Annotated in this window: 10 protein-coding genes and 1 tRNA gene; 6 read left to right on the forward strand and 5 right to left on the reverse strand. The window is 71.6% G+C overall.

Features of this window, described 5'->3' with window-relative positions:
* Nucleotides 1-121: 121 nt before the first annotated feature.
* A complete protein-coding gene (locus WME73_RS02970) occupies nt 122-5,308 on the reverse strand; it encodes a protein kinase domain-containing protein (protein ID WP_437914664.1) in 5,187 nt (1,728 codons plus the stop codon).
* A gap of 505 nt (nt 5,309-5,813) precedes the next feature.
* Nucleotides 5,814-6,077 (reverse strand): hypothetical protein, encoded by a 264-nt coding sequence (locus tag WME73_RS02975; RefSeq protein WP_437914665.1) that lies wholly within the window; start codon nt 6,075-6,077, stop codon nt 5,814-5,816.
* A 283-nt stretch (nt 6,078-6,360) separates the two neighbouring features.
* Between WME73_RS02975 and WME73_RS02980 the strand changes: the two genes are divergently transcribed.
* Together WME73_RS02980 and WME73_RS02985 are read left to right on the forward strand one after the other, a co-directional pair.
* On the forward strand, nt 6,361-6,693 hold the full coding sequence (locus WME73_RS02980) for a hypothetical protein (protein ID WP_437744067.1): 333 nt from the start codon (nt 6,361-6,363) through the stop codon (nt 6,691-6,693).
* A gap of 70 nt (nt 6,694-6,763) precedes the next feature.
* On the forward strand, nt 6,764-7,903 hold the full coding sequence (locus WME73_RS02985) for a D-alanine--D-alanine ligase family protein (protein ID WP_437914666.1): 1,140 nt from the start codon (nt 6,764-6,766) through the stop codon (nt 7,901-7,903).
* A 26-nt stretch (nt 7,904-7,929) separates the two neighbouring features.
* Here WME73_RS02985 and WME73_RS02990 read toward each other — a convergent pair whose 3' ends face one another.
* Both WME73_RS02990 and WME73_RS02995 read right to left on the reverse strand, forming a co-directional pair.
* Nucleotides 7,930-9,024: a GHMP family kinase ATP-binding protein gene (locus tag WME73_RS02990; protein ID WP_437914667.1), complete on the reverse strand. Its 1,095-nt coding sequence runs from the start codon at nt 9,022-9,024 to the stop codon at nt 7,930-7,932.
* Nucleotides 9,025-9,194: 170 nt separating this feature from the next.
* Nucleotides 9,195-9,698: a hypothetical protein gene (locus WME73_RS02995; protein ID WP_437744070.1), complete on the reverse strand. Its 504-nt coding sequence runs from the start codon at nt 9,696-9,698 to the stop codon at nt 9,195-9,197.
* A 349-nt stretch (nt 9,699-10,047) separates the two neighbouring features.
* Here WME73_RS02995 and WME73_RS03000 point away from each other — a divergent pair, with 349 nt between their 5' ends.
* The 4 genes from WME73_RS03000 to WME73_RS03015 all read left to right on the forward strand — a co-directional run bounded on the left by WME73_RS03000 (nt 10,048) and on the right by WME73_RS03015 (nt 17,298).
* Nucleotides 10,048-12,390 (forward strand): ATP-binding domain-containing protein, encoded by a 2,343-nt coding sequence (locus WME73_RS03000; RefSeq protein WP_437744071.1) that lies wholly within the window; start codon nt 10,048-10,050, stop codon nt 12,388-12,390.
* 144 nt (nt 12,391-12,534) lie between these two features.
* A tRNA-Met gene (locus tag WME73_RS03005) sits at nt 12,535-12,611 on the forward strand.
* Nucleotides 12,612-13,346: 735 nt separating this feature from the next.
* Complete coding sequence (locus tag WME73_RS03010) at nt 13,347-15,320, forward strand: globin family protein (protein WP_437914668.1); 1,974 nt, start codon at nt 13,347-13,349, stop codon at nt 15,318-15,320.
* A 97-nt stretch (nt 15,321-15,417) separates the two neighbouring features.
* Nucleotides 15,418-17,298: a protein kinase domain-containing protein gene (locus WME73_RS03015; protein WP_437914669.1), complete on the forward strand. Its 1,881-nt coding sequence runs from the start codon at nt 15,418-15,420 to the stop codon at nt 17,296-17,298.
* Between the two features lie 102 nt (nt 17,299-17,400).
* Here WME73_RS03015 and WME73_RS03020 read toward each other — a convergent pair whose 3' ends face one another.
* Complete coding sequence (locus WME73_RS03020; RefSeq protein WP_437744074.1) at nt 17,401-18,174, reverse strand: hypothetical protein; 774 nt, start codon at nt 18,172-18,174, stop codon at nt 17,401-17,403.
* Nucleotides 18,175-18,467 lie beyond the last annotated feature (293 nt).

Consider the following 18,467-nt stretch of genomic DNA (forward strand, 5'->3'; position numbering starts at 1 on the left):
CGGCGGAGCGTCCACGAACAGAACAACAAGACTCGATCTCCCGGGGACGGGACGCCTAGCGCTCGCGCCATCTGCCCGGGAGAGGGAGCCTTGTTGACCACGGCGAGCAACAAGCCCCGGGTCACCCGCCGATCCTGGTGTGAATGAACTGAGCGCGCGGGCCGGAGCCCTCGCCCCTCCTTGGAATCGCCGACCCCGAAAGTGCGCGCGCGATACCCGCCCGAAGCGTCGACAGCGTCGTCATCGCTTGGAGATCCACGCCGAGCTCCACCATCGTCCGCGCCACCTCGGGTCGTATGCCGGTGAACAGCGGCTCGGTGCCGAGCAGGCGCAGCGCGTTCGCCACCGACACGAGCGCGCTCACGACGGCCGTGTCGACGTACCGCATCCCGGTGATGTCCAGGATCAGCGCCCGCGCGCCGGTCTGCTGCGCTCCCGTGAGCGCCACCTCCATGATCTGCGCCGCCCGCTCCGCCTCCACCGTGCCGATGATCGGCATCACCAGCACGTCCTCGCTGATCGGCATCAGCGGCGCCATGAGCTCCGAGAGTCGGGCCTTCTGCGCCTCCACCACCTGCTCCTGGAGCGCGGCGCGCTCCGCCTCGGCGCGCGTCCGGTCTTCGAGCTCGCGCGCGAGCTCGGCATTCGAGCGCGCGAGCTCGCGTGTCCGCTGCTCGACTTCGCGCTCGAGCCGGGCGTTCGCGAGGTGGGCTTCCTCGTTCGCCTCCTGGATCCGTTCGAGGAGCAGCGCGTTCTCGATGGTGATCGATGCCTGTGACGAGAGGAGCCCGAGGAGCTCCACCCGCACCGCGGTGAACACCCCCGCGGTCGCGTTGTTCTCGAGATACAGCATCCCCGCCGTGCGCCCCTGGCTGCTCACCGGCATGCAGAGGATCGAGCGCGTCTTGCGCTCCGCGAGGTACGGGTCCGACGCGAAGCGTGAGTCGCCCGCCGCGTCGTCGAGCACCAGCGCCTCCCGCGTGCGCCACGCGTAGAGCACCGCCTGCCGCGCGAGCTCCGGCTCGTCCTCGAGCAGCCGCCTCTGCCCCACCTCGATCGACTCCGGCGAGGCCCGGAAGGCCGCTTCGACGAAGAGCCGGTCGTCACGCGAGAGGAGCAGGATGCCTCGCTCCGCCCCCGAGTTCTCGAGCACGATCTGCATGAGGCGGCTCACCACCCGGGAGAGCACGACCTCGCCCGCGATCATCTGCACCGCGCGCAGCACGAGCGCGGCGTCGCGCAGGCTCCCCATCGTGGCCCGACCGAGGAGCGTCGTCTGGGACGTCGCCGACTCCGACGTGCTGCTCTGCGAGCTTGCGTCGCGCCTGCTGATACGCGCGGAGAGGCCGGGGAACTCGAAGAGGAGCGCCTCGGCCTTGGCCGTCGCGCCCCAGTGCAAATGACCACGGAAGGCGTCGGCGAGGTACCCCTGGGCGGCCCGTTCGCGGCCGAGCGAGAGCAGGAACCGGCCGCACCGCTCGTTCGCGATCGCCTCGTCCTGCGCATACTCATGCTCGCGCGCCAGCTCGATGGCATGGTCGTACTGCTCGATCGCCTCCCAACGCTCGCCCCGTAGCGCGCCGAGCTCTGCGTCGAGGAGCGCGAGCTTGTGCTGGAAGTTGCTCGGACAGCTCCGGGCGAGCGCCTCGAGCTGGGCCCTCAGCGGTGTGATGGCGGCCTCGTGCTCCTTCCGCGCCTCGAGATCCGCGGCCTCGCGCGCAAGCCCGGCCCGGGTCAGGGCCTCGAGGAAGGCCGCGTTCCCCGGCCAGTAGAGGCCCGTCATGTCCGCGGCGAACCGCGCCGCGTCCGCAGCCGCCTCGAGCGCGGCTTCGTGCTCGCCGTAGAGCACGTGCAGGAAGAGGAGGTACACATGCTTGTAATAGAAGGCGATCGCGTGCTCCTTCTCGTTGAGCGCCGCGAGCTCCTCGCTGAGCACCACGCCGTCGCTGTCCAGGCTCGTCCGGCTCCGGGTCTGTCCGGTCAGACAGGCGACCAGCTGCCGCGACACGGTGACGGCCGCGATCGCGACCGGGTCCTTCGTTCGTCGCGCCAAGACGGCGGACCGGTCGGCCTCGGCCTTGACCTCCTCGAGCGGAACGCCCGAGGCGATGAGCCACTGCAGCAGGCAGTAGCCCAGGTTGATGGCGAGGTAGAGATTGTCCCCGGCCTCCAGCGCGGCGTCCCGCGACCGCAACGCGTGATCGACCGCGTTGCGGAGCGGCTCGCACACGTAGAGCGCGGTGGCCCACGTGACGTGCACGCGCGCGGCGATGGTCGGGCTCTTCCATCGCTCACACAGCGAGACCGCGAGCCGGCCGAACGCGTGCCCCTCGGCGTGCCGCCCCATCATCACGCATAGGATGAGGCTATAGCCTGCGTACGGAAGCGCGCTGGTCTCGGACTGGCCACGCGCGAGCGAGCGGCGCACTTGCTCGACGATCACCAGCCCGAACAGCGCCTTGCTCACGAAGTACACGGGCAGCCAGATCTCCGCCATCAGCGTGAAGATCTGCCGATCCTCCGGATCCTCGGTCACCGGAGCGTGGGCGAGCGCCTCGATGGAGCGGCCCGCGAGCAATCGATCCACGTCTCCCACGCCCTGCATGAAGGCCGCCTGTTGCGCGGCCGGCTCCTCGGGCATCGTCACGCCGAGCTCCGCGAGCCCTGAGAGCCCCGCGCGCACCGCGTCGGCAAACCGACCCCGCGTGGTCAGGGCCCGGGCGCGGACGCTGTGCACGCTCGCGCGCTCGCTCGCGCTCTCCGCCCGCGCGAGCGCGGCGGCCGTGAGCGCCTCCTCCTCCTCGAACGCGCCGATGAGGTATTCCGCCTCGGCCCCCTCGAGCCAGAGCGCGAAGCACGCCTTGTGATCGCGCGAAAACCCCTTCGCCGACGCGAGCGCCCGGCCCGCCGCAAAGAGGCTCGCCGCCGCCTCGAAGGCCGTGGCGGCCATGGCCCGCCGGCCGGCGCGTAGATCGAGCCGTGCGATGTCCATGCGCTCGGTCTCGTCCGTGATTTCCCGCGCGCCCAGGTTCAGGTGGCGCACGACCTCGAGCAGGTCCTCGTCCGGCACCTGCCCGCTGACATCCGAGGCGCCGCCGGACGAGCCGGACAAGCCGGCTGTGCCCCGGGCTCCGCCGCCGCGCGCCATGAGCAGCCGGCCGATGGCGAGGTGCACCGCCGGCCGCTCCGCCTCGGGCACGAGCGCGTAGCAGGCCTCCTTCACCCGGTCGTGCAGGAAGCGGTACGGGACCGCGACGTCCGTCGGCTCGAGCGCGTCCCCGGCCTCTTCGAGGAGCCGGTAGTTGCCGCCGAGCGGCTGGACCAGCCCCTCGCGCAGCGCCTCCCGCAGATCCGCGGCGACGGCCGCGGGCGATCTCTCGACGATCGTCGCGAGCGTGCGGAGATCGAACGACGGGCCGATGCACGACGCGCACATCAGGGCGCGGCGCGTCGCGGGCGCGAGCCGCTCGATCTTGCGCGCCATCAGCGCGAGCACGTTGTCGGTGACCATCGCGCCCTTGACGCGCGTGAGGTCCCAGACGAACCCGCGCGCCTCGGGGTCGAAGCGGAGCAGCCCGTCGCTCTCTAGCTCACGCAAGAACTGGCCGAGGAAGAGCGGATTCGAGTGCGTCTTGTCCCGGATCAGGGCCGCGAGCGGCTCGGCTCGCCCGAGGTCCGCATGCAGCGCCTCGGCCACGATCTCCGTCACTGCCGCGGGCGGCAGCGGCCCCAGCGTGAGCTTGAATGGCTCGATCCCCGCCTCGCGCAGCGTGCCTATCGTCGCGGTGAGCGGGTGCGCGGCGTCCACCTCCTCGTCGCGGTAGGCGCCGACCACGCACAGGTGGCGCGCATCCATATCCATGAGCAGGCGGCCGAGCAGGTCGAGCGACGCCAGGTCTGCCCACTGCAGGTCGTCGAAGAACATGACCAGCGGGGCGTCCTCACGCGAAAAGACGGACAGGAAGCGCCGGATCAGGAGCGCCAGGCGGTTCTTCGCCTCGCTCGCGCTGGTTGCCGGTAGCTCCGGCTGCGGCCCGATCACGAGCTCGAGATCCGGGCAGAGGTCGGTCACGACCCGCCCGTACTGGCCGAGCGCGGCCTGGATGGCGTGCTTCTTCGCCAGGAGGGTGTCGGGCGGCTCGGCCAACGCTTGCCGCACGAGCGCGCGGATCACCTGCGAGAAGGCCGAGAGCGGCATGCTCCTCGCCATCGCGTCGAATTTGCCGGGGGCGAAGTACGCTTCGCGCGCCTGGGTCGCACAGAGCTCGCGCACGAGCGCCGACTTGCCGATGCCGGGCGGGCCCACCACGAGCGAGAGGGCGGCCGCGCCGGAACGCGCTCGATCGAGCGCGGCCTCGAGCGCGCCGAGCTCGGCCTCGCGACCCACGAGCCGATCGGGCAACACGACGTCCTCCACCAGGTCGTCCCGGCCCAGCGGGAACGGCTCCACGGTCCCGCTCGCATCGAGCCGCCGCTGGCACTCTTCCAGATCCGAAAGGAGCCCCCTCGCGCTCTGGTAGCGATCTTCCGGGGCCTTCGCCAGGAGCCTCATCACGACGTCGGACAGGCCGCGCGGCACGTCCTTGACGACCGCGTGCGGCGGCGCCGGCACCCGCGTCAGGTGCGCGTGAATCGCCTCCGTCGCGTCCGCGGCCTGGAACGGCGTGGCTCCGGTCAGCATGTGGTAGAGCGTCACGCCGAGCGAATACAGGTCCGAGCGCCGGTCGACAGGTCGATTCATCCGGCCCGTCTGCTCCGGCGCGATGTACGCAGGCGTCCCCTCCAGCCCCTCCATCGCCGAAGCCTCCTGGGTCTCCTGGGCCAGGCGGGCGGCGATGCCGAAATCGATCAGGCGCGGCGAGAGCGTCGCCTCGTCGATCATCACGTTGCGCGGCTTGATGTCCTTGTGGATGATATGCCGCCGGTGGAGCGTGTCGAGCGTGCGCACGAGCGGCGCCACGATGCGCAGCGTCGTCTTCGCCTCGAGGCGCCCGCGCCTCGCGATCAAATCGGCGAGGCTTGTCGGGCCGAGGTCCTCGAGCACGAACGCGAGGCCGCGGCCATGCGGGAGGAGGTCGAGCGCCCGCGGCACACCCGGCATGGAGAGATCGCGCAAGATCGCGTGCTCCCGCCGGAGCCGGGCGAGGTGGCGGAAGGTCGGGTAATCGCTCTGTGTGACCTTGACGGCGACGGGCGCACCGTCTCCGCGACGACGACCTCGATACAGAGCCGTTTCGATCCCTTGATGGACGAGCACGTCCAGCGTGACCCCTGAAACCTCGATGGGTTCTCCAGTCCTCGAGAGCATGTCGAGGTCGTATCCGGGATTCGGGAGAAACGCCACGGCTCTGTTGGTGGACCACCCCACAGAACAACGACTCTCGGAAATCGGGATTGCAATCCTTTGCCGAGCAGGCGAGCTGCGCAGAGGGCTGTGGCGATCCTGCGTGGTTGGGCTCGCTGTCACCCTTGATGCTTGTCCCGACGCATCGCCTCTCCGCGTCGGATACTTCATCTGATACGCCATGTCGCCGCGGCTTGTACGCTGAATCGCTCCAGGGCAAAGCAGGGACGTGCGCAGCACCTTACGGGTCGCTCCGCTCTCAGGCTCCCGGTCAGAAGTGTTACCAGGGCGAGGTGTCGCGTTCAGCGAAGAGCGCTCGATGTCATCCCGACGTCGCGCGTCGCTCGCGCGTCCTCCCGAGGATATCGATGCCGCGGTGTTCGTGGGAGTTGACCCCGCGTGCGCGGGGACGAAGTCTCTCGCTCACCTTACCCGACCCCCTCCGCGGCCGACGAGGCGAGTCGGCCCATCACATCGTTTCGACCGACTTGAGCATCTCCGGGATGAAGTGGAGTCTCGGCCGGAGCAGCCTGTCGCGGCGCCCGGGCTGTCGGACCTGGAGCATGGCGCCGGTCGCGGAGCTGTTCGAGGCATCCAGCAGATCGTCGGTGAACGTGTAGCTGTAATTCTCTTGCTTGGTCGGTGTCTTGTCCTGCGCAGCGGCCTCGGAGATCGAGACGCAGAGAAACAGCAGCGCGGCTGTGACTGAAATAAGCGATCGCGACTTCATCATGCCTCCTCGCCTTTATCGGACACGGGCGAGGACCGCACATTGGGACCCTTTTTGCCGAGCTCGATGTCGCGTCGCGGAGCTCGCCGGCGCGGCCGCGGCGCCAGCGCGCGGAGCGCCCGCCCGGGGTGCCCGCTCCAGCGGGCCGCCCCAAGGGGACGATGCGCCTCTGCGTTCTGTGCCGACAGGCGCGCTCGATGTCGTCGCAGGGGCCCTCCTGGACGGACCACCCGATCTGGTGACAACGCAGGTGACATCGCTCTCCTTCCGCGTAGAATCGGGCTCGATGCTCACCTGCAGTCGAAGGAGCACGACGGGCGGCCTCATCGTTGCGGTCGTCGCGGCGCTCGCCGTGGTCGTCCCCGCCGGAGCGGCGAGGGCGACCGAGGAGACGCCGGCAAAGGTGGCGAACGGCATCGCCGTCGGCGCTCAGCTGGAGGCGCTCGCGGACGTCAAGGTCGCGCGCGCCGAGGTCGCCCGGGGCTCCAGGGTGAGCGTGGCCAGGCTGATCGAGCGCCAGGGCCAGCTCACCGCCGTCGACGTCGAGCTCGCCGACGGCCACGTCGCGCGCGTGGCGATGGCGACCGTCCGCACGTCGTTCCGCGTCCTCTCCGAGTAGCCGTCTTCTTCGCGTCGCTCGAGTCGCCGGCTTCTTCACCCCCGCGCGCGATCGCGGCTAGGGTGCCACCATGCGGAACCCCGCCAAGGTGCGCGTCGCCGTCCTGTTCGGCGGCCGCTCGGCCGAGCACGAGATCTCCCTCCTGTCCGCCCGCTTCGTCGTCGAGGCGCTCGACCGCGACCGCTTCGAGCCGATGCTCATCGGCATCGACAAGTCCGGCCGCTGGCTGCTCCAGGAAGAGGCGCTGCTCCTCGGCGCCGCGCGCGACCCCCGCCTCGCCCGGCTGAACGAGGCGATGCCGGAGATCGCCCTCGACGCCCACCCCGGGCCCGCGGGCGAGGCCACGCTGACCGTGCCGGGCGGCGCGCGCTCGCCGATCGACGTCGTCTTCCCCGTCCTGCACGGGCCCACCGGGGAGGACGGCTGCGTCCAGGGCCTCCTCGAGCTCGCCGGCGTCCCGTACGTCGGCTCCGGCGTGCTCGGCTCCGCCGTGGGGATGGACAAGGACGTGATGAAGCGCCTGCTCCGAGAGGCGGAGATCCCGATCGTCCCCCACGTCACGCTCCGCCGGGCCGCGTGGGACCGCGATCGCGGCGCGTGCATCGAGCAGATCGCCGCCCTCTCCGCCGGCAGCGCCGGCTTCGGGCCGATCTTCGTCAAGCCCGCGAACCTCGGGTCGTCCGTCGGGGTCCGGCGCGTCAAGGCGCGCTCCGAGATCGAGGCGGCCGTCGAGCACGCCTTCGAGTTCGACCTGAAGATCGTCTGCGAGCAGGGCATCGAGGGGGTGCGCGAGATCGAGTGCTCCGTGCTCGGCGACGACGACCCCATCGCCTCCGTGCCCGGCGAGATCGTGGTCGGGCACGCCGACGGCTTCTACTCCTACGCCGCGAAGTACATCGACGCCGACGGCGCCACGATCCGGATCCCGGCCGACCTCTCCCCGGCCGAGGCGAACGCCGTGCAGCTGGTCGCGCTCCGCGCGTTCCGCGCGCTGGAGGCGTCGGGGATGGCCCGCGTCGACCTCTTCCTCTCGCCCGATCGCGCGCTCTACGTGAACGAGATCAACACCATCCCCGGCTTCACGGCGATCTCGATGTACCCGAAGCTCTGGGAGGCGAGCGGCATCCCCGCGCGCAAGCTGATCGAGCGCCTCATCGGGCTCGCGCTCGAGCGCGGCGCGCGCAAGGCCCGCCTCAGGACGAGCGCCTAGCGCCGCGCGGCGGCCGTCAGCCCGCGTCAGCCCCCGTCGAGCCGCACGCCGGGGGCGCCGAGCGCGGGCCGCCGCACGAGGCGCGGGCCGAGCGCCTCGAGGATGCGCGCGTGGCGCTCGGCGGGCGCCCACACGAGGATGTGCCCGCCGCCGCCTGCGCCGCACACCCGGAGGACCTCGACCCCGAGGCCGTCGAGCCGCCGCTCCAGGGAAAGCGCGAGCGCGCTCGCCGCCCTCGAGAGGCGCACCTTCGCGGCCGCGCCCCGGCGCATGCCCGAGAGCACCAGCGAGAGCGAGCCGATCTCGAAGCCGCGCGCGACCTCGCCGGCCGCCGCCACGAGCTCGCCCTTCGCGTCGCACGCCGAGCCGGAGTCCATCCGATCCAGCACCTCGCCCGACACGCGCCGCACCTCCGTGTCCACGAGCAGCAGCCCCGCCGAGAGCGCGGGCACGAGGTCCGGGCAGCCGATCGCGAGCGGACGCACCCCCGAGCAGCCGCCGGCGTCGAAGGCGAGATCGAGCAGCCCCCCGAACGCCGCGAACACCTGATCCTGCGCGCCGCACGCGTTGCACAGGCGCTCGCGCTCGATCGCGACCGCCTCGCGCGCCAGAGCCTCCGGCGCCACGGCCTCTCCGAGCGAGGCGCGCAGCGCGAACAGCGCCGCCACCGCCACCGACGCGCTGCCGCCCAGGCCAGCCCCGGGCGACGTCTCGCTCTCGACCCGCAGGGCGACCCCGTCGCCCACGCCCGCCGCGGAGAGCGTCGCCTCGACCAGGCGGAACGCGAGATCGTCGCGCGGAGGATCCGCGCGGCGCCGCAGGAGGACGCGCGCCCCTCCGGCGCCGCCGGCGCCCTCGGTCGGGCGCGGCTCCGCCCGCCCCTCGCCGCGCGCGGCGAGCTCGAGCCGCACCCAGCCTCGATCGAACGGCTCGACGATCACGCGCACGCGCAGATCGATCGCGGCGCCCACGACGCGCCCGCCGTCCTGTCGGGCGATGCCGGGCAGGTCGCTGCCACCCCCGGCGAAGGAGACGCGCATCGGCGCGCTCGAGGCCGCGCGCCACAGCGGGCTTCGCAGCGTTCGCGGCGCGGAGAGGGAGCCGGCGCAGGGGGTGCTCATGCTGTCCTTCGGCGCGAGCGCGACCCGCCGGGACGCGAGCCCGCCCCAGGGACCGAGGCGGAGCGCCCCGCGGCGGCACCCGGTGCAGGGAGCAGGCCATCGATGGAGCGCCCGGCGTGCACGCTCCCGCTCAGTCCCGCTCAGTCCCGCTCAGTCCCGCTCGGTTCCGCTCAGTTCAGGTCCTTGCTCGCGGGCTCGCTCCGCGGCGAGGGCTGCGCGCGGGCCGCGTCGAGGATCCGGTCGATCACCCTGAGCCCGGCCGCGAACATGTCCCGCTCAGCGCGCTCGCCGCCGGCGTGCACCTCGGCCGCCTTCTCCCGGAGGGCGAGGGCGTCGCGGCGGACGACCGGGAGGCGGGCCGCGCCCGCCGCCTCGGCGATGCACCCGGCGAGATCGTAGATGAGGAACGCGTCCTCCTCGCTGATCCGGGCCTCCGTACGGCGCCCCTCGGCGCGGGCGCGCGCCGGAGATCCGGAAGCGCGATCCCCCCGGGCGTGCGGCGCGACCTCCCGATCGTCGTCGTCCCCGATCGAGCCCGAGGAGACGCGGTCGAGCAGGCTGGTCAGCTCGACCCGGTAGGCGGCGAGGACCAGCGCGCAGAGCGCCCCGCGATCGCGCAGCGAGAAGAGGATCAGCTCGAGGAGCCGGTCGGACCGGGTCGCGCAGTTTTGCATCGCTGCCTTGTACGGCGTCCGCCCACGTGACCTCAATCCAGAACGCCACCGCCCGCGGCGGATCCGCCCTCGGACGCGGGGCACGTTACGCACCGAGGGCGCTCGCGTGGCGCGCGCCGGCCCGTCGAGGCGCACGCCGAGGCGCGAACCGCCCCGTCGAGGCGCGCGCCGGCCCGTGGAAACGCGCCGAAGCGCGGATAGCGTGGGGGGCCCCACGCGGCGGTTGCGGAGCTGTGCCGGATCGGTCAATAGGTCCGACCCTCCTGCGTCAACGGGCCGCGACGGATGTCTGGCGTGCTGACGCTCCGGCTCAGCCTGTCACCTCATCCACCATCGCATCGGCATCCCCGTGACCGCGAATCGTTCTACGAGCCCCACGCCCACCCGAGAGCAGTCCACCGCGCCGTCCTCGGCCACCATCACGACGTCCACCCGGCCTGCGCCGCCCACGCCTCCCACGTTTGCGGACGGCGCGCCCGGCGCCGGGCTGAGCGAGCACGGCGCGGCGATCGTGCACGAGGAGGAGGCGCTGCTCGCCCGCGTCACCGCGCACCTCGCCGCCGCCGCGACCAAGCCGTCGCGCCCGCCGCCTGCCGAGAACTACGAGGAGCAGCTCCTCTCGCTGCGCGATCAGATCGCGGCGGCGCGGCTGGAGGACGTGCCGGCGCTGGTGCAGCAGATGGAGCGCCTGCAAGGGATCGCCGCGCGGCGGAACGAGAACGTCGTCGAGCCCGTCGATCCGAAGTCGCCCTACTTCGGCCACCTGCGCCTCCGGGAGAAGGGCCGCCCCGAGCGCGACGTCCTCATCGGGCGCACGACGCTCGTCGACGCGAGCGCGGGCGTGCGGATCGTCGACTGGCGCCACGCCCCGGTCAGCCAGATCTACTACCGCTACGAGGAGGGCGCGGAGTACGAGGAGACCTTCGGCGAGCGCGACGTCGAGGGCACCGTGCTCGTGCGGCGCACCGTGACGATCGACGACGGCGAGCTCTATCGCATCTCGGCGCCGCAGGGGACGCTCGTGCGCGGGCCCTCGGGCGGCTTCCGCGAGATCGCGACGCGGGCGACCGAGCTCTCCGGCGGGCAGGGCAGCGCGGTGCGCCCCGAGGACATGCGCGACATCGCGCGCGCGGCGGCGGGCGGCGCGCGCGGCGGGCTCGGGACGGGGGCGGCGTTCCACGCCCGCGAGGACCGGCACCTCCCGGAGATCGCGGCGCTCCTCGACCCGCGGCAGTTCGAGCTCATCTCGAAGCCGGACGCCGGCATCGTGGTCATCCAGGGCGGCGCCGGCAGCGGCAAGACGACGATCGGCGTCCACCGGCTCGCCTTCCTCTCCTACAACGGAGGCCGCCGCTTCACCGCCGACAAGATGCTCGTCATCGTCGGCAGCCCCGCGCTCCGCGCGTACATCAGCGAGGCGCTCCCCGCGCTCGGCCTGGGCGGCATCGCGGTCGAGACGTTCTCCGAGTGGGCGCGCGCGGCCCGGAAGCGCGCGTTCCCGTGGCTCGAGGCGCCGATCGAGGAGAACACGCCCTCGGTCGTGACCCGCTACAAGACCCACCCGGCGATGCTCCACCTCCTCGAGCAGCGCGCGGCGGAGCTCAAGGACGACGCGCGGGCGCGGCGCGACTCGCGCGGCACCCTCGCTTTCTGGGCGGACGTGCTCACCGATCTCGACCGGGTGATGGCCGCCTTCGAGGCGGCGGGCGACCCCGAGTTCGGCCCGGAGCAGGTGAAGCGCGCGTGGCGCTGGTGCGCGGACCGCTGCCCCGCCGTGCTCGACCTCGACCCCGGCGACCGCGCCGAGCGCAAGGCGGCGATGGCCGACGAGCCCGCGGACGACGACGACGACCGGGGCGGGGACGGGCGCGAGGTCTCGAGCGACGACCGCGCGGTGCTCGACCCCGAGGACGACGCGCTCCTCCTGCGGGCGTACCAGCTGCTCCGGGGCGAGCTCCGCAAGGGGAAGAACGTGCTCGTCTACGAGCACCTCTTCGTGGACGAGGCGCAGGATCTCGCGCCGATCGACCTCGCGGTGCTGCTCGGCGTCGTGGCCGAGCCGCGCAGCGTGACGCTGGCGGGCGACACGGCGCAGCGGCTCTTCATGGACTCCGGCTTCCGCGACTGGCGGGCGACGCTCGACGACCTCGGCCTGTCGCGGGTCGACGTCGAGCCGCTGCGCATCGCGTACCGCTCGACGCGCGAGGTGCTCGCGTTCGCCCGCGCGGTGCTGGGCCCGCTGGCGGATCCGACGCCGCCCCTCGCCCCGCGCAGCGGGGCGCCGGTCGAGCACCACCATTTCCCGAGCGCCGGCGCGGCCGTCGCGTTCCTGGCCGACGCGATCCGCCCGCTGTTCGCGCGCGAGCCCCGCGCGACGCTGGCGATCCTGGCGCGCCACCCCGAGCAGGCGGACGTCTACTACGACGCCCTCAGGATGGCCGAGATCCCGAACCTCCGGCGCGTGCGCGCCTACGAGTTCGCGTTCCGCCCCGGCGTCGAGGTGACCGAGGTCCGGCAGGTGAAGGGCCTCGAGTACGACTACGTGGTGCTGGTCGACGTGAACGCGTCGACCTACTCGGCCGACGACGAGTCGCGGCACCTGCTCCACATCGGGGCGACGCGCGCGGCGCACCAGCTCTGGGTGATCTCGACGGCGGCGCCGTCGCCGCTCGTGCCGGACTGGCTGGGCTGAGGGGCAGGGGGACGAAGGGACCGCTCGAGCGCAGCCGAGCTGTGCCGCCGCCCTCGGAAGGCATCGGAAAGGGGAATGGACACAATCGACACCGGGCCGTGAGAGAATCCTTGACCGGAGCGAGGCCGTGAGTAGATTCCCTCTCGCGCGGTGGAGCAGCCTGGTAGCTCGTCGGGCTCATAACCCGAAGGTCGTGGGTTCAAATCCCGCCCGCGCAACCACGACCCAAGTAGCAAGAGGACGCGAGGATTGGCCGGAAAGGCCACCTCGCGTTTTTCGTTTTCAGGGTCTGTCTGCTGACGCCGAGCGTGAGACCGGAGAGGCGGTCTGAGCGATCCCGCCGTCCGGTCCCTTCAGGCGAGCGCTGCTCGTCGCGCGCTTTGCCTGCTCGCTTGGTGTGTGCCTCTCGGGAGAGGTCCTGGTCGTCCCGGCGGCCTCGCGCGCCCTGGGTCCCAGTCGTTCCATCGGAGCGCGGCGGCGCGGAGCGGCTCGAGCGCAAGGGCGATGAGGGGGGCACACCCCTTCTGGAACATCGAGCGTCGACGGCGTGAACTCAATCGCTCTCTGCGGCTCCGGCGCGTTGCCGCTCCGATGCCCTGTCCGTCGGCGGTGTCGCTCGGGAAGTGCGCAGCGCTACGGAGCCGGTACAGGTGCGGTTCGCCAGCGCCACATCCGCGGCCTCGGTCCGCTCGTCGCGCAGCCGCGCCCCCGGCGAGGTCGCCGCGATCTGCGCGCGTTCGTCGTGCGTTCGTTGCGCCTTGGTCGGGCGTTGGTGGACATGGCGCGCGCTTTCACGGGCGTCTCGCGCCGGCGGCGCAGCCCTCTCGCCGCGCCGTAGGCAGGCGCCGGCCCCGTGATGTAGGATGCCGATAGAGGCGGCTCCTGTGCTCTGAACACGCGCGCCGCGGCGCGCACCTCACCGGCGCATTCCCGGTAACCTCCAGCGGACAACCACGATGGCCAAACCGAACGATCCCTTCGCACCCTCGACCAACACGCGCGGCGCCGCGACGCCGGGGGATGCTGCCAAGCCGCAACGCAGCGCCACCGCGCCCGCGGCGCGTGCGTTGCCCTCTGCGGGGCCTGCCACCCAGCGAGGGCCGGGGGCCTACGGCGCGCCCGAGTTCCTCAACAAGGCGCGCAGCGCGCAGCCGCCGGAGCTCCTGAGCCAGCGCACCATCGAGCTCGTGCAGTGGTCCTGGGCGAAGGTGATGCCCATCTCGGACGCCGCGGCGGCGCTGTTCTATGAGCGGCTGTTCACGCTCGAACCGTCGGTGCGGCCGCTGTTCAAGAACGATATCGCCGAGCAGAAGAAGAAGCTCATGCAGACGCTCTCCGTGGCCGTCGATGGGCTGAACAACCTGCCCAAGCTCGTGCCGGTGCTCCAGGCCCTCGGCGTCCGGCACCAGGGCTATATGGTCGTCGATCGGCATTACGACGTGGTGGGCGAGGCGCTGCTCTGGACGCTGCGCGAGGGGCTCGGCGACTCCTTCTCGGCCGACGTCGAGTCCGCGTGGAAAGAGGTCTACGGCGTGGTCTCGGACGTCATGAAGAAGGCCGCCGCGGCCCACTCGGCCGTGGGCGGCGCGCAGGCGCACCCCTCGCCGGCGCCGGCCGGGAGGGAGGCCCCGCGGATCGGCTCCCAGCAACCGGCGCAGCGCTCGGCGCCCGTGGAGCATGCGGTGCAGATGCCGAAGTCGGTGCCGCCGCCCTCGTCGACCAAGGCCTCGCGGACGCTCGTCGGGGTCGTGCCGCCCTGGCAGGGCGACCCGCCGCCGCCCGCGCCCGCCGCGGCGCCCGCGGGCGCGCCGATCAGCCTGCGCACCATCGAGCTCGTGCAGCGATCGTGGGCGAAGGTGATGCCCATCTCGGACGCCGCGGCGGCGCTCTTCTATGACCGCCTCTTCGAGCTCGAACCGTCGGTGCGGCCGCTGTTCAAGAACGACATGGCCGAGCAGAAGAAGAAGCTCATGCAGACGCTCGCCGTGGCCGTCGATGGGCTGAACAACCTGGGCAGGCTCGTGCCGGTGCTCCAGGCGCTCGGCGTGCGGCACCACGGCTACATGGTCGTCGATCGCCATTACGACGTGGTGGGCGAGGCGCTGCTCTGGACGCTGCGCGAAGGGCTGGGCGACGGCTTCACGCGCGACGTCGAGTCGGCATGGACCGAGGTCTACGGCGTGATCGCGGACGTCATGAAGAAGGCGGCCGCAGATCACGTCGCGAGCGGGGGCGGTCGCAAGGCCGACGCCGCGCCCGTGCGGGAGCGGGCGCCCGCGCAGCGGCCGCCCCTCTCGGAGCAGCGCGCGCCGGCGCCGTCGAGCGTCACGGAGGTGATGCCGGCGAAGAGGCGCCCGGGCCCGCTCGACGAGGACGCCGACACGCTGCACTACCAGACCAACCCTGCCCATGAGGCCATGATGACCAGCGGTATCCACCACGAGGAGTCCCGGGCGGCGGCGCGCCCGGCATCCGCAGCGCCCCCTGCCGTCGCGAGCGCGAGCCCGCAGGGGCTCGTCATCCCGTGGGCGGGCCAGGACATGGTCGTCAACGTCCACGTCAAGCTGGACGGTCCGCTGGTGACGGTCCCGGTCTCCTCGCCCGGGATTACGTCGCCGGCGGTCGCGGCGCCCGTCGTGCTGGAGCCGACTGGCCCGAGCGGCCTCGCCGCGGGGCTCGCGATCGCCCTGCTCTCGATCGCCGCCTCGATGGCCACGGCCATCCTGATGACGGTGGGTGGCGCCGACAAGGCTGCGGCGGGCGTGGGCGCCGCGGCCGGCGCGGGCGCCGCGCCCAACATCGCGTCCCTCGCGACCTACGCCGTGCCGATCATCGTCACGGTCCTCGTCCTCTCCGCGTTCACGATGGGACACATCCTGGGGCGGGGTCGGGCGCGGAGCGACGCGGGGCCCGGCGCGGGGCAGCTGTGAGCTCCTCGTGCGGGTCGTGAGCGGGTCGTGGACTGGAAGCCGACGCATTCGCCCGGCGAGCGCACGGGTTTGATGGCAAGATGGGAATGAGAGTCCGATGATCGCGGAGCCTGCGAGTACGCTGACCCACCTGGCGGGACAGTGGCTGGGACCCTTCCAGCTGATCCAGCTGCTCGGCATCGGCGCGATGGGCGCCGTGTACCTGGCCAGGGACAGCGTGCTCCAGCGCGACGTCGCGGTGAAGCTGATCGCGAAGGGGAGCGCGGACACCGATCCCGAGCGGCGCGACCGCTTCCTGCGCGAGGCGCGCGCGGCGGCGCGCCTCCTCCACCCGAACGTGGTGCAGATCTTCCAGGTCGGCGAGGACGAGGACGTCCGCTACATCGCCATGGAGTACGTCCACGGCCTCACCATGGCGCAGGCGGCCAAGCAGCACGGCGGCCGCCTGCCGGAGCAGTTCGGGATCGAGAAGATGCGCGAGGCCGCGGCGGCGCTCGAGCTCGCGGCGTCGTTCGGCATCTCCCACCGCGACGTCAAGCCCGCCAACCTCCTCCTCAATGCGTCGGGGACGCTCAAGATCGCCGACTTCGGCCTGGCGTCCCATCCGGAGAGCGGTCCGCTCGGCGGCAGCGCCGCCCGCACGCTGGAGGGCACGCCGTTCTACATGAGCCCGGAGCAATGGACCGGGCAGGACATCGCGCCTCCGTCGGACATCTACAGCCTCGGCTGCACGTTCTACCACCTGCTCGTGGGCAGGACGCCCTTCTCGGCGCGGGATCTCGCTGGCTGCTTCCAGGCGCACTGCCACGCGCCCGTCCCGGATCCGAAGCTGGCGATGCCGGACATCGACCCGCTCCTCGCGGAGCTCTTGCGCCGCTGCATGGCGAAGAGGCCTCAGGAGCGGCCGTCGGCCGGGCACATCGTGGCGTTCCTCGAGGACATGCTGATGCTCCGGCGCAGCAGCGTCAGGCCGCGAGAGATGGCGGAGCCGAAGAGCGCGCTGCTCGGCTCGCCCGTGGATCTCTCCGATACGAGGATAAGCGAGCTCCCAGCGCCGCCGAGGGGCCCGCTCGCGACGCCGACGGGCACGATCCTGGTGAACAGCTCGACCGCCGTCGGGCACTTCACCGGCCAGTACAGCTACCGTGATCATTTCGGGCTGACCGGCTATCCGTTCAGCGACATCCGGCAGCCGAGCTTCTTCTGGGACGCGGGCCCTTATGCCTGGATCCTGAGGACGCTGGCGTCGCAGATCGTGGCCGGGCAGCGCCCGGCGATCCTCGTGGGCGAGCCGGGGAGCGGCCGGACCTTCGTCTGTGAGATGATCAAGAACAAGGTCCCGCGGATCCATGTCTTCTCGGTCGAGCCGCAGCTGCTCTTCGGGACGCGGCCGCTCGTGTCGCTGTGCAGGCAGGTGGGGGCGACGGCCATCACACCGACGCTGAGCCAGCAGTTCCTCGTCGACGCGTTCCTCGGGCAAGCGCTCCTCCGCGCAGGGTCGGACGCGATCGCGGTGCTGGTCGTCGACGGCGTCGATCCGGAGGATCACGAGCTCCTGATGGAGATCCATGACATCCTGCGCTGCGCCCCGGCGGGCAAGCTCTCGATGATCCTGGTGGGCGCCCCCGATCTCCCCGCGACCCTCGCCTCGAACGGCGTGCCGCGCGAGCTCTACTCCGGCGCTCAGTCGCTCCTCTTGCCCGGCATGACGCAGCAGGAGATGATCGAATACATCGACTTCAGGATGTGCTCGGTCGGAGGGAGCAGGCGGGGGCTCCAGATGGACCTCGCGTCGCAGCAGCTGCTGCACGCGAGGAGCGGCGGTAGCCCGAAGCTCATCAACATCTACTGCCACAACGCGCTGACGATCGCCGCGCTCCAGGGCGAGACGGACGTGAGCCTGTCGTCGATCCGCCTGGGAATGAAGAGCAAGAGCTACCTCACCGCCGAGGCGGCCACGAACCTGATCCGGGGCTGAGCGCGCGCCTCCAGCGGGTCGTCAGGCGCGGCCGGAGCGGTCGTGCGCGGGGCGATCGCAACGCGCTCGCGCGCTGGCCAATCCCCCTCATTCGTCGCCGCGTTAGCTGTCGTTTCCGGCGGTTCCGACTGGTGCGACCGTCCTGGCCGCTCCGGTCGCGGACGGCGCGCTCGGCGGCGCGGCGGGGAGGGGGGCGCGCCCGGGCATTGCGGCGAGCACCGCCGCGTCCGTCATCGGCGCGCGCGGCACATTCAGCGCGCGTCCAATACGCGCCCTCGAATGCTTGTCGTTGTCGATGCACCTGCCGCGCGTGTATGCGCTGAGCCGGTCGCGCGGCTCCTGCTTGCGGCACGCCCCGAAGGATCCCTTGATCAGCGCGAGTCCCGCGCGAAAGCATTTCTCTCGATCCCCGACGAGATCCTCGTGCGACCACCCCTCCCGGGTCTTGCCGGCGCCGACGCGGACCTGGAGCAGACAGGAGTCGAGCCCCGAGCCGCGCGCGAGCTTCCCGAGCCCGAGGTCCACGTCGCGACGGTAACCGCTCTCGAAATACGCGATCGATAAGAGCAGCGCCATCGTCTCGGCTCGACCGCGCGGGCCGCCGAAGAGCGGCTTCAATGCGGGATCATAGGCAACCTTCGCCGCCGCGCGCGCGATCTCGTGGTAGCGCGCACGGCCTTCCTCGGGCGTCTCGACCGCGTCCTTGATGAAGCTCTTCCCAGGCGGGGCCCATGTCATCATGATACCAACAGCCCACGCGATAATCGTATCCATAAGACATGTAAGGTCATGGGCTACCTCTGTGTCAAGCAATTCGGACAGCCTGGCTGGGATTGTCGTCGTGCGTTGTATGATGGCGTGCCGCTCAGTGTGCATTATAACGTCCTCGTCAAATTGCGAATGACCTGGGAAGCGGTGCGTCGTACGTGGTGCGCAATCGTTTTCGCACTGGCTCGCACTGGATTTGTGTTCGGTTGTGTTCGGTTGTGTTCAGTTACGTTTGTTGCGTTTGTTGCGTTTGTTGCGCTCGGCTTCGCGAGATTGCGGGTGTGCTCGCGGTCAAATTCGCGCCGAGTTGTCTCGCGCTCTCGCCGCGGGGCTCACGAATGGAGTGGCCCTCTCCAGTCCTCGAGAGAGCGACTGGCCCTCACCGGGCTGGGAGCGGTGAT

Source organism: Sorangium sp. So ce302 (assembly GCF_051530145.1).
Taxonomy (GTDB): Bacteria; Myxococcota_A; Polyangia; order Polyangiales; family Polyangiaceae; genus Sorangium; species Sorangium cellulosum_B.